At 50.1% G+C, this 11,359-nt stretch carries 11 protein-coding genes and 1 riboswitch; of the genes, 4 read left to right on the forward strand and 7 right to left on the reverse strand.

From position 1 onward, the window contains the following. Both ACKOVI_RS03625 and ACKOVI_RS03630 read left to right on the forward strand, forming a co-directional pair. Nucleotides 1–736: DNA gyrase subunit A (locus ACKOVI_RS03625; protein WP_509602668.1), on the forward strand; the 736-nt coding region annotated here is incomplete at its 5' end. A gap of 9 nt (nt 737–745) precedes the next feature. Then, nucleotides 746–2,344 carry an ABC-F family ATP-binding cassette domain-containing protein gene (locus tag ACKOVI_RS03630; RefSeq protein ID WP_509602669.1) on the forward strand — a complete coding sequence of 533 codons (1,599 nt, stop codon included), beginning with the start codon at nt 746–748 and terminating at the stop codon, nt 2,342–2,344. Here the strand turns inward: ACKOVI_RS03630 and ACKOVI_RS03635 are convergent. Further along, nucleotides 2,341–4,443 (reverse strand): DNA gyrase/topoisomerase IV subunit B, encoded by a 2,103-nt coding sequence (locus ACKOVI_RS03635; protein ID WP_509602670.1) that lies wholly within the window; start codon nt 4,441–4,443, stop codon nt 2,341–2,343. The genes ACKOVI_RS03630 and ACKOVI_RS03635 overlap by 4 nt on opposite strands. Before the next feature lie 197 nt (nt 4,444–4,640). Here ACKOVI_RS03635 and ACKOVI_RS03640 point away from each other — a divergent pair, with 197 nt between their 5' ends. Continuing rightward, the gene (locus tag ACKOVI_RS03640; RefSeq protein ID WP_509602671.1) at nt 4,641–4,850 is read left to right on the forward strand and encodes a DUF7455 domain-containing protein; all 210 of its coding nucleotides are present in this window, start codon (nt 4,641–4,643) and stop codon (nt 4,848–4,850) included. A gap of 61 nt (nt 4,851–4,911) precedes the next feature. On the opposite strand, the gene ACKOVI_RS03645 is transcribed toward ACKOVI_RS03640, so the two are convergent. From ACKOVI_RS03645 to ACKOVI_RS03665, 5 genes are all read right to left on the reverse strand, one after another. Further along, nucleotides 4,912–5,115: a CDGSH iron-sulfur domain-containing protein gene (locus ACKOVI_RS03645; protein WP_509602672.1), complete on the reverse strand. Its 204-nt coding sequence runs from the start codon at nt 5,113–5,115 to the stop codon at nt 4,912–4,914. A 3-nt stretch (nt 5,116–5,118) separates the two neighbouring features. Beyond that, complete coding sequence (locus ACKOVI_RS03650; protein ID WP_509602673.1) at nt 5,119–7,104, reverse strand: RNA polymerase sigma factor; 1,986 nt, start codon at nt 7,102–7,104, stop codon at nt 5,119–5,121. Between the two features lie 93 nt (nt 7,105–7,197). Then, complete coding sequence (gene metX / locus ACKOVI_RS03655; protein ID WP_509602674.1) at nt 7,198–8,298, reverse strand: homoserine O-acetyltransferase MetX; 1,101 nt, start codon at nt 8,296–8,298, stop codon at nt 7,198–7,200. 11 nt (nt 8,299–8,309) lie between these two features. After that, a riboswitch (SAM riboswitch) is annotated at nt 8,310–8,420 on the reverse strand. 34 nt (nt 8,421–8,454) lie between these two features. After that, nucleotides 8,455–9,447, reverse strand: coding sequence for a DUF4192 domain-containing protein (locus ACKOVI_RS03660; RefSeq protein WP_509602675.1), 993 nt, complete (start codon nt 9,445–9,447; stop codon nt 8,455–8,457). A gap of 6 nt (nt 9,448–9,453) precedes the next feature. Next, nucleotides 9,454–10,179 (reverse strand): PKD domain-containing protein, encoded by a 726-nt coding sequence (locus ACKOVI_RS03665; RefSeq protein WP_509602676.1) that lies wholly within the window; start codon nt 10,177–10,179, stop codon nt 9,454–9,456. Nucleotides 10,180–10,258: 79 nt separating this feature from the next. Between ACKOVI_RS03665 and ACKOVI_RS03670 the strand changes: the two genes are divergently transcribed. Then, a complete protein-coding gene (locus tag ACKOVI_RS03670; RefSeq protein ID WP_509602677.1) occupies nt 10,259–10,729 on the forward strand; it encodes an NUDIX hydrolase in 471 nt (156 codons plus the stop codon). Here ACKOVI_RS03670 and ACKOVI_RS03675 read toward each other — a convergent pair. Then, nucleotides 10,726–11,334: an ABC transporter ATP-binding protein gene (locus ACKOVI_RS03675; RefSeq protein ID WP_509602678.1), complete on the reverse strand. Its 609-nt coding sequence runs from the start codon at nt 11,332–11,334 to the stop codon at nt 10,726–10,728. The two genes, ACKOVI_RS03670 and ACKOVI_RS03675, sit on opposite strands and share 4 nt — an antisense overlap. Nucleotides 11,335–11,359: the final 25 nt, after the last annotated feature.

Genomic DNA, 11,359 nt, shown 5'->3' on the forward strand with positions numbered 1-11,359 from the left:
AACGATCGAAAAGGTCACCAGCCGTAAAGAAGGAATCATCATCACTGAGCTTCCTTACAACATCGGACCTGAAAAGATAGTTGAAAAAATTGCAGCACTTGTTAAGGCGAAGAAGATTCAAGGTATCTCTGACATCGTCGACCTTACCGATGGCCAGACCGGCACCAACGTTGTAATCGAGCTCAAGAATGGTTTCGAGCCAGAGGCTGTTCTCGAGCAGTTGTACAAGCTGACTCCCATGGAAGATGGCTTTGCAATCAACGCAGTGGCGCTCGTGAAGGGCCGCCCACAGACGCTTGGCCTCAAGGAACTCCTTCAGGTCTTTATTGATCACCGCATTGAGGTTGTGCGTCGTCGCTCAGAATTCCGTAAGGCAAAGGCAGAGGATCGCCTCTCGTTGGTGGATGGTCTGCTCAAGGCAATTATCGATATCGATAAGGTCATCAAAATTATTCGTGGCTCAGATGATGCATCTGCAGCTAAGGAAGCCCTCATTAAGGGCTTTAAACTCAATGAAGAGCAAGCTACTTACATTCTCGATATGCCACTTCGCCGTCTGACCAAGATGAGCAAGCTTGAACTTGAGACAGAATCTAAGGAACTCAAGGCGGCGATCGCTGCTTTGACCACACTCTTGAAGTCTGAAGAAGCGATGCGCAAGCAGGTTTCTGATGAACTTACTGCAGTATCGAAGGCGTACGCGGTACCGCGTCGCACTCGTCTTGCTAGTGCGTAAACTGCACCAGTGATTGCAACCTCCGCACTCGAACTCCGCGCTGGCGCACGCCTGCTTGTCAGTGGCGTCAACATCCGCGTGAATAGTGGCGACCGCGTCGGATTCGTTGGCCGTAATGGTGCAGGTAAATCAACTCTCGCAAAAGTACTTGCCGGCGAGACTCTTCCTGCAGGTGGCGCAGTACAGCGCACAGGCAAGATTGGATACCTCCCGCAAGATCCTCGTACAGGCGAAGATCAGGGCACAGCTTTAGATCGCATCTTATCTGCACGCGGTCTCGATGAAATTGCAAAGCGGATGACAGCGGTCGAGCTCGAACTTTCAACGACTGAAGGTGAAGAACTCGAGAAGGCGCTTGAGCGCTACACCCGCGTCGATGCTGAATTTAACGCTGCTGGTGGATATGCAGCAACGTCCGAGGCGGAGGCAATCGCCTCTTCACTTGGTGTCTCTGAGGATGTATTCCACAATGAGATTGCAACACTTTCCGGTGGTCAGCGCCGTCGTATCGAACTTGCACGAATCTTGTTCTCGGGAGCAGAGACCCTTCTTCTCGATGAGCCAACAAACCACTTGGATGCAGATTCAATTATTTGGCTTCGTCAGTACCTCACCAACTATGCAGGTGGCCTCGTCATCATCTCTCACGATGTTAACTTGATTGAAACTGTTGTTAATAAGGTTTTCTATATCGATGCAAATCGCAATGTTATTGATGTCTACAACATGGGCTGGAAGCAGTACCTGATCCAGCGCGAAGCCGATGAACACCGCCGCAAGAAAGAGCGTGCCAACGCAGAAAAGCGCGCAGAGATTTTGCAAAAGCAGGGCGAGAAGATGCGTGCAAAGGCGTCAAAGGCAACTGCTGCACAAGGTATGTTGCGTCGTGCCGAGAAGTTACGTTCATCGCTGGAAGATGTTCGCGTCTCCGACAAAGTGGCAAAACTTCGCTTTCCCACACCTGCACCCTGTGGCAAGACTCCCCTCTCGGGTGAAGAACTCTCTAAGAACTATGGCTCACTTGAAATCTTTACCGACGTCTCTTGCGTCATCGATAAAGGCTCTCGCGTTGTAATCCTCGGCCTCAATGGTGCGGGCAAGACAACTCTCCTTCGTATCTTGGCTGGCGAACTTGAATCCGATACTGGAAAAGTTGAACACGGCCACGGTTTGAAGATTGGCTACTACGCCCAGGAACACGAATCACTTGATTTCGAACGCACCATTCTGGAAAACATGATGTCTGCAACTGCAGAAATTCGCGAGCCAGAGGCACGTAATGTTCTGGGTTCATTCCTCTTTGCTGGCGATGATGTTCATAAGCCAGTCAAGGTACTCTCGGGTGGAGAGCGCACACGCCTTGCTCTTGCAACTATCGTCGTCTCTGGCGCAAATGTTCTTCTACTCGATGAGCCAACAAACAACTTAGACCCTGCATCACGTGAAGAGATCTTGGGAGCGCTCAGCGAGTATCAAGGCTCTGTCGTCATGGTCTCCCACGACGAAGGCGCAGTTCAGGCACTCAAGCCAGAACGCGTCATCTTGCTGCCCGATGGCGATGAGGATATCTGGAAAGACGAGTACTTCGACCTAGTCTCGATCGACTAAGCGTCGATGGAATCGCGATCGATTTCAGCGTTGGCAATAAATTCCTTGCGAGGAGCAACTTCTGAACCCATCAAGAGTTCGAACATCGCCTCTGCAGCTGCAGCATCGGTGACAGTGATACGACGAAGTGTGCGTACATCTGGGTCCATTGTGGTCTCACGGAGCTGATCCGCATCCATTTCGCCAAGGCCTTTATAACGCTGAATAGGCTCTTTCCAACGCTTGCCATTTTTAGCAAGGTCAGCAGTTACCTTCTTCATCTCATCATCTGAATATGTGTAGATGTAATTGCCCTTCTTGCCGCCGCCACCCATGACCTCAATGCGGTGCAATGGTGGAATGGCAGCAAAGACGCGACCAGAATCAATCAATGGGCGCATGTAGCGATACATCAAGGTAAGAAGCAAGCAACGAATGTGTGCACCGTCAACGTCAGCATCTGACATCAAAATGACACGACCATAGCGTGCATCTTCGAGTTCGAATGACTTTCCAGAACCAGCACCAATCACCTGAATGATGGATCCACATTCCTTGTCATCTAGCATCTGTGAAAGCGATGCCTTCTGAACGTTAAGAATCTTTCCGCGGATAGGCAAGATTGCCTGGAACTCTGAGTTACGAGCTGCCTTTGTCGTGCCTAGTGCAGAGTCACCCTCTACGATAAAGAGTTCTGTGCGAGTGACATCTTCCGAACGACAATCGGAAAGCTTTGTTGGAAGGGCTGACGATTCGAGCGCGTTCTTACGACGCTGAAGATCCTTATGGGTACGTGCACTAATACGGGTACGAGATGCGCCGGCAACTTTCTCCATGATCAGCTTGCCATTGGCTTTGTCGATGCGACGAGTTGTTGCGAAGAATTCCTTCAACTTGTCGGCAACCACTGCACTGACAATCTTGGTCGCGGCAGCTGTTCCGAGAACTTCCTTAGTTTGACCTTCAAACTGGGGCTCTGACATTCGCACCGTGACAACAGCCGTAATGCCTTCCATGACGTCATCTTTAATGACGTCTGCTTCATTCTTCTTCAAGATACCGGCGCTGCGCATAGCCTCGTTAAATGACTTGGTGATGGCGCGCTCAAATCCCTGAAGGTGAGTTCCACCTTTGGGAGTTGCAATGATGTTGACGAATGAACGAATAGTTGAATCGAAACCGTCGCCCCACTTCATCGCGATATCAACTTCCATATCGCGCTCAACCTCAGTTGAAACCATATGACCCTTGTCGTCGAGAACAGGCACAGTCTCTTGATAGTGACCGGTGCCGTAGATGCGAATGACATCGCCTACTGGCTGATCGGGCTGCAAGAAATCACAGTATTCGGAGATTCCGCCCTTGTGGAAGAAGGTCTGCGTTGTCTTCTCTTTGGAACGGTTATCGTTAACAGTGAGAGAGAGACCTGGAACTAAGAATGATGTTTGACGTGCACGTGCGTAGATATCTTCGATATCAAGCGATGCATCCTTAAGGAAGATTTGGCGATCTGACCACCACTTAACGCGAGTACCAGTGACCTTGGATGAAATCTTTCCGATAACACGTAGTCCTGATTGCTCCGTGAATTCTGCCTTTGGTCCATCACCATCAAAGATTCCTGGTGTTCCGCGCTTAAATGACATCCAGTAAATCTTGCCGTTGCGATCGACTTCAACATCAAGGCGCTCAGCAAGAGCGTTGACGACTGACGCACCCACACCGTGAAGTCCGCCAGATGCTGCATAAGAGCCTCCACCGAACTTTCCGCCTGCATGAAGCTTGGTCATAACAACCTCAACACCAGTTAATCCAGTCTTAGGTTCCTTATCGACAGGAATGCCGCGCCCATCATCATGAACTTCAACCGAGCCATCGGCTTCTAGGTTGATCTCAATCTTCTTACAGTGGCCAGCCAAAGATTCGTCGACTGCGTTATCGATGATCTCCCAGAGGCAATGCATGAGACCGCGTGAGTCGGTTGAACCGATATACATACCTGGGCGCTTGCGGACAGCATCAAGGCCCTCCAGGACCGCTAGATCCTTGGCGGTATAGCTATCTTTAGAACCGGTTTCAGTTGCAGGAGCGTCAAAATTCAACTCATCATTGGCAGTCACGGTGGCAAAGATTAGTAAGTGAACGCCTTCGCGCAGGTTAAGCGCGCCGAGGTATATCTCACATAGTGATAGATACCGATAAATAGCTGAGATTTTAAGGAATTTAAGCGGGCGGGGAATAAAAGTTTCTGCCATGATGTTCCAGTATCAGAGGCAAGTTACTGCCTCTGATTTATTTATACCGAACGGAGAGCGCGATGACCGAGCAAGTATTACTCGAATCCACACCCCTCAATGCCCTAGACCGTTGCGATCGCTGCGGCGCTCAGGCCTACGTTCGTGCCACCCTCGCTACCGGTGGTGAACTGATGTTCTGTGCCCACCACGGCAAGGAATATGCCGAAAAGCTTGCTCAGGTAGCAATCAAGATTCAAGATGAATCAGAGCGCTTGGTCGAGACTCAGTAATTACCTTTCAAAAAGAGAAGGCACCTACGAAATGTAGGTGCCTTCTCTTATTTACCAATCGTTATTGCGCACTCTTCTCTTTATGTGAACCATCGCAGAATGGCTTATCTTTCGAAAGACTACAGCCGCAGAACTTTGGATTTTCGACAGTGCTGGTGACATTGCCATCGGCATCGACGAAGTCCACGGTTCCTGTGATGCGGATAGAACCGCTCTTAGGATTAATGAAGACCCGAACCCTTTCTGGTTGGACGTTGTCAGACATGGTTTAGTCCAGATAATCGCGAAGTGCCTGCGAACGAGATGGGTGGCGCAGCTTCGACATTGTCTTTGATTCAATCTGACGAATACGCTCACGAGTAACACCGTGAACCTTGCCGATCTCATCAAGTGTCTTTGGCTGTCCATCGGTAAGTCCGTAACGAGCCTTAATCACATCCGCCTCGCGAGATGTAAGTCCACCGAGGACCTGCATCAACTGCTCCTGCAAGATAGTAAATGTCACCGACTCTTCTGGCTTGATAGCTTCAGAATCCTCGATGAGATCACCGAACTCTGAATCACCTTCTTCGCCAAGAGGTGTGTGCAATGAGATTGGCTCACGACCATACTTCTGAACTTCGACAACCTTCTCAGGTGTCATATCAAGTTCTTTAGCAAGCTCTTCTGGGGTCGGTTCGCGACCGAGATCCTGAAGCATCTGGCGCTGTACACGTGCAAGCTTGTTGATGACTTCAACCATGTGAACCGGAATACGAATCGTACGTGCCTGGTCTGCCATCGCGCGTGTGATTGCTTGGCGAATCCACCACGTTGCATAGGTTGAGAACTTGTAACCCTTTGTGTAGTCGAACTTCTCTACTGCACGAATAAGACCGAGGTTACCTTCCTGAATCAAGTCCAAGAACAACATTCCACGGCCGGTGTAACGCTTTGCAAGCGATACAACGAGGCGAAGGTTTGCTTCGAGCAAGTGATTCTTTGCACGCTTTCCATCTTCAACAATCCACTCGAGCTCGCGCTTGAGCTTCTTATCAAGCTTCTTTTCATTGAGAAGCTTCTCTTCCGCAAATAGTCCTGCCTCAACGCGTGTTGCGAGCTCTACTTCAAGCTCTGCATTGAGAAGAGCTACGCGACCAATCTGCTTGAGGTAATCCTTCACCGGGTCAGCCGTTGCACCAGCAGTAAGGACTGTCTGTTCTGGTGGGAGGCGCTTGATTTCAGTCTGTACGAAACGAGCTTGCTCGTTAAAGAAGTACAACAAATCTTCAAGGTTCTTCAGGTAACCCTGATTAACTGCTTCTGTAATGATCTTCGCTGATTTGTCAGTGAAAGTGTTCATGGCAAACATCTGTTGAATCTGCTTGAAGGTCAGCGCCTTTGCTTCCGCTTGATCAATGTTGTGCTTTGCAGCAACTTCGCGACCCTGGCTCTTGCCATTGATCGCTTCGATAATCATGTGGATGTTCTTGAGATCCTTCTTATGCTTTTCGCGCTCGTTCTTATCCTCTTCATCATCATCTGATTCGGAGTCAAGGAGCAAGAATGAACCTTCTTCAAACTTGTTCGTCTCTTCAGTGACATCGACTACGCGAGGCTTTGTGCCCTCACCTTCTGCATCAATGATCTCTGCAGCTTCTGCAATCAGCGTATCTACATCTTCAAGCTCAACTTCTTCGACAACAATTTCATTGCCATCTTCATCGAGAACGACTGCCTTCTCGCCCTTTGCAACAGGTGCATCAGCTTCCTTCACAGGTTCTGGCGCTGGAGCAATCAAGGCAAGTTGTGCCTTAGACAAGATGCGGTTAGGTCCACCGAGGCCAGCCTTGCGTGCCTTCTCAGTTTCAACTGGAATCGAAATAGCGAGCGCGCGTGCCTCAAGGACGAGAGGTTGGAACTCCTTCTTTACGATCTTATTGATATTGGTGACACCTGCTGCTTCCAGTGAAGCGAGAATTTCTCTCTGGCGCTCAACAGAGTGCTTGAGGTCAACAAGCTGCTGAACCTCTTTGGCTGTGAGCTCTTTCTTTAATTCAACTTTGACAGGCTTTGCTGCAACCTTTTTTACGGGAGCTGCCTTCTGAGCGACGGCCTTCTTTGCTGCAACCTTTTTGACGGGCGCTGCCTTCTTTACAGGTGCCGCCTTCTTGGCTGGAGCTTTCTTTGCGACAGCTTTTTTCGCTGGAGCAGCCTTCTTTGCAGCAGTCTTCTTCGCTGTTGCCTTGTTTTTGAGCGCACTAATTACAGCCACAATTGTCCTTTGGTTTTTTCGAACTACCTTCGAAACTCGTGTTTCGAACTGCTCGAAGTGATAGGCATATTATACCCAGACGAAAATCGCTTTTCAGCGTGAATTTTCTGCAGTTACCAGGGCGTGGCGGACTGCAGCACCTACGGATTCGGCCTCTACCAAGAATCCATCGTGGCCAAAGTCAGAATTGATAGAAATGAGCGGCTCCGCAGTCGGAACAAGCTCGGCAATCTCAACCTGAAGTCGAGGTGGGAAGAGTCGGTCGGTATCGATGGAGACGACCACGACCGGTACGGTGATGGATTCAAGGGCGCGAGCTACTCCCCCTCGATCGCGACCGACATCGTGAGAGTTCATGGCATCAGTGAGGGCGATATAGGTATTGGCATCGAATCGCTTGGCCAATTTGGCCGCCTGGTGGTCGAGATATGACTCGACGGCATATCGACCCGTTTCATCTCCCTGAAGTTGGCGACCAAAGCGCACATCCATCTCAGATTCCGTGCGATAGGTCAAGTGTGCAATTCGGCGAGCGATTCCCATGCCCTCGACTGGTCCGCGCTCTTGCTCGTAATAATCACCACGATTAAAGAGCGGATCACTCTTAATGGCGCGAATCTGAATCGATGCTGTTCCGATTTGATCGCCTGTTGCAACAGCTGACGATCCAATGGTGCAGATGGCTCCCACGCGATCAGGCAATTGAATAGCCCACTCCAATGATCGCATTCCACCGAGAGAAGGGCCGACTGCTAATAAATACTTTTCGATTCCCAGTGCATCGCTAAAGGCAACTTCAGCGCTGACCATGTCGCGAATACTGATAATGGGAAAACGAGAGCCATAACGCTTCCCATCGGGCGCAACGCTGGAAGGTCCAGTCGATCCTTGACACCCACCGATGACGTTGGGGCAGACGATGAAATATTTATCCGTATCAAATGGAAGCCCAGGTCCGACCATCTGTGGCCACCATGCAGGAACATCAGACCATCCGGTCATAGCGTGATTAATCAGAATCGCATTGTCTTTAGCAGCGTTGAGTGTGCCCCATGTTTGATACGCGATAGTGATATCTGGAAGCACTTCTCCATTTTCAAGGAGAAGGAAACCAATTTTGATAAATTGACGCTCGCCTGGATCGTCGCCTTCAAGCCAGGCGCCTGTGACCTCATGATTGATAATTCTGCTCATTACAAATTTCCTTCACGCACTTGCAAGTGTTCACACACTTACCTGGTCGTCACCCGGAGCACCCCACCGCGGTGGAGGGTTGCCGCTCGACTAGCCGGGGCTTGATGTCGAAACTCATGACCTGTTCCGATTCTAACCCATCCCCCGCGCTGCCTACTATTCAAATATTGAGGCGATAACCTTGGGATGTAGCTCGGCGCGCATCTGCGCGAAAGATTGAGGTGGCCACCCCGCATTGAAGACTCTCCGCAGCAACAGCGCCAGCGGATAGTGCTCGTCATCTGCGACTGCTCGATCAAGGGCCTTCTGTGCCAAGGCACCATCGCCACTTTCATACGCCATGGCGGCAACGATGCATGCAATCGGTGCCACAAATCCACGAGGAGCCATGCGCAAGAGTTCGCGCCACATCGTGAAATAGAGATCGTAAGTATCTTCGCTGTGAACGCCGAGAGCGTAGTCTCGAACTTGAACATCACTCATGCGACCAATCATTCGAGCTACCAGTGTCTTATCGGAAGGGCCGCGGCCAATACGATATTCATCGAGAAGAAGGTCCATCGTTTCAACACCATCACGTCGCAGAGCTGATATCTCTTCTGCATCATCAGAGATATAGAAACGGTTTACTTCATCGCTCCAAGGCAGATTAAAGGATTCAGGATTTGCCGCCAATGTCTCAATCAGGTCAGAGATATTTGCGTATGGCATAGGAATCCCTGCGACAACATGTTCGGCCGCTATCTCTGATTCTTCTATGGCGGGCATCTCTTTTCCAATGACGGGACAGCAATCTGGGTCGCGACAGATGATGGATCGATAGCGACCAGCCTGTACGACGATTGATTCATGCACTGCGATGCCATTTCGTATCAGCCCTGCTCCGAGAGAGATCAAAATTGAATCGCCATCCTCGCGCTCATCAGGCATATAGGCAACCAAGAGAGCCGCCTCGGCTTTCTCGCGCAGAAAATGATGCGCTAACAAATCAATAGCATCGCTATCGAAGTGCGCCGGCACATCAATACGCATGGCAAGACCAATCGAGCCTTCTTTTACCGAGACCAGCACAATCGAGTGAGTGGGATGAAATCCAACCAGAAATGGGATAGCGGTAATGAGATCGTGGGCAGAAGTTAAAGTGGGCATGGTTCCTCAATTCATAAAGCGGATAGGGGCGGATACAACGGTGATAGGCAGAACAGAGACAGTGGTGATACGACCAGGAATTGGTGTCGATACGCCATCGACGGTGAACTCACCATCCCAGCGGGTGACGAGCTCGATTAAGTAATGGCCTGGATTGGAATATGAGTGACGGATTTCTCCATCCGGGTAAGCGGCGCCGACCTTGCGAGTAATAAAGAAAACGCCATCACCAAAGTGCCAATAGAAGGTAGGTCGCAATCGCACATTAACGATCTCGCCCACAATCTCAACTTTCTTTGTCACGAGAGTTGGGATATCTGACCAGAAGAACACAGGTGTTTTCACAAGTGGCGAAAAAGAAGGCTGATATGAAATTCCTGCAGTGGGGATTGATTCAACTAATTTATCCTGGAGTGACGTTGCAGAGGTCGATGATTTCTTAACTTTTGGTTTTCTAGGAATCTTTTTCACCATAGGTTTTTTGGATGTCTTTACCGTGGGCACCGGCACGACAACTTTCTTTGTAGCTGTGGGGCGCGGGGTTGATGTCTTCGCGGGTGCAGGAATAACCACCTTTGTCGATGCAGAGCCTTTGCCCTTGCGCCCTTCAATGACGATGTGGCCATCTTGGGTATAGACCTCGATGCAAGCCTTTTCGATGCAATCTGCTGCATGAGCAGGTGGCGCTATGGATGTGGCAATCACAATTGCCGCGATGAGAATGCGTTTCATCTGCCGGACATTAGATATGTGGCCGCACTCAAAACGAAGACCTGAGGACATCTGTGGATGAATGTGGGAAGGTTGGCGCATGAGTGCACGTGACGGCGACGGGTGGATTGAATGTGCCTGCGGCTCCAAACACTGGGGCAAACATGGAGCTGCCGGAATCATGTTGATCCGCAACGGTGCAGTCTTCTTGCAGCATCGCGCTCCGTGGGTGCATAACGGAGATACCTGGGGAATTCCAGGCGGTGCACGCGATTCTCACGAAAGCATCGTGGAGGCCGCTATTCGCGAGGCGGTAGAAGAGACCGGCATCAATCCTGATGATGTGATGCCACTGGCCACCTTTGTCGATGATCACAATGGCTGGAGCTACTCCACAGTGATTGCAGTTGCCAGCAATAAGTTAGAGGGTCACGAACTCAACGATGAATCCCACGAAGTTCGATGGGTGGCATTTGATGATGTCGAACGCCTGCCACTGCATCCATCATTTGCCATGAGCTGGCCCGCACTTCGATTAGCTGCTGAAGATGCAATCGAAAGATCTATCTAGCTTTCAATCTCAATTACTGAATCACACCACGATAAATCTTCACGCTTTTCATGGGCAACGAGAATAATCGTCACACCTCGAGCCTTCTCACTCTTCATCAGCGCAATCAGCCGCGATGTTGATTCAACATCCTGTGAGGCAAAAGGTTCATCCAGTAAAACCAGTGTTGTATCTCGCATAAAGGCTCGAGCTATCTCTACTCGCTGCAATTGACCACCAGAGAGAGTTGTGATGCGCTGTTTCAGAATCGACCTGATATCAAGTGCATCGACTAAGTACTCGTATCGCTCTTGTGAGACCGCATCGTGACCCATACGTAAGATTTCTCCGACCGGGTATGCCATCCAATACGTGTGGCTTTGCGTTGCGTAAGAGCGAAGATATGCCAGCTCTTGTGATGAGAGCTCGCTAATTGAATTTCCGTGGAGACGTATTTCGCCACCACTGAGGGCGATATCGCCAGATATGGCGCTGAGTAAGGTGCTCTTGCCGCTGCCATTTCTACCGATAATTGCAGTAATCGAATTTTGAGCAATATGGGCAGAGAAATTCGCTAGGACTCGATGCGTGCCATAGGAAAGCGCGACGTTTTTAATATCAATCATCGCCATACCTCAGAGTTCTTGCGCA

The sequence above is a fragment of the Candidatus Planktophila sp. genome (genome assembly GCF_046070465.1).
Taxonomy (GTDB): Bacteria; Actinomycetota; Actinomycetes; order Nanopelagicales; family Nanopelagicaceae; genus Planktophila.

Coding starts and splice junctions, on each gene's coding strand:
- ACKOVI_RS03660 (WP_509602675.1), bottom strand. CDS start 9,447: ATGCCCACTTTAACTTCTGCCCACGATCTCATTACCGCTATCCCATTT.
- ACKOVI_RS03665 (WP_509602676.1), bottom strand. CDS start 10,179: ATGAAACGCATTCTCATCGCGGCAATTGTGATTGCCACATCCATAGCG.
- ACKOVI_RS03645 (WP_509602672.1), bottom strand. CDS start 5,115: ATGTCTGACAACGTCCAACCAGAAAGGGTTCGGGTCTTCATTAATCCT.
- metX (WP_509602674.1), bottom strand. CDS start 8,298: ATGAGCAGAATTATCAATCATGAGGTCACAGGCGCCTGGCTTGAAGGC.
- ACKOVI_RS03670 (WP_509602677.1), top strand. CDS start 10,259: ATGAGTGCACGTGACGGCGACGGGTGGATTGAATGTGCCTGCGGCTCC.
- ACKOVI_RS03640 (WP_509602671.1), top strand. CDS start 4,641: ATGACCGAGCAAGTATTACTCGAATCCACACCCCTCAATGCCCTAGAC.
- ACKOVI_RS03675 (WP_509602678.1), bottom strand. CDS start 11,334: ATGATTGATATTAAAAACGTCGCGCTTTCCTATGGCACGCATCGAGTC.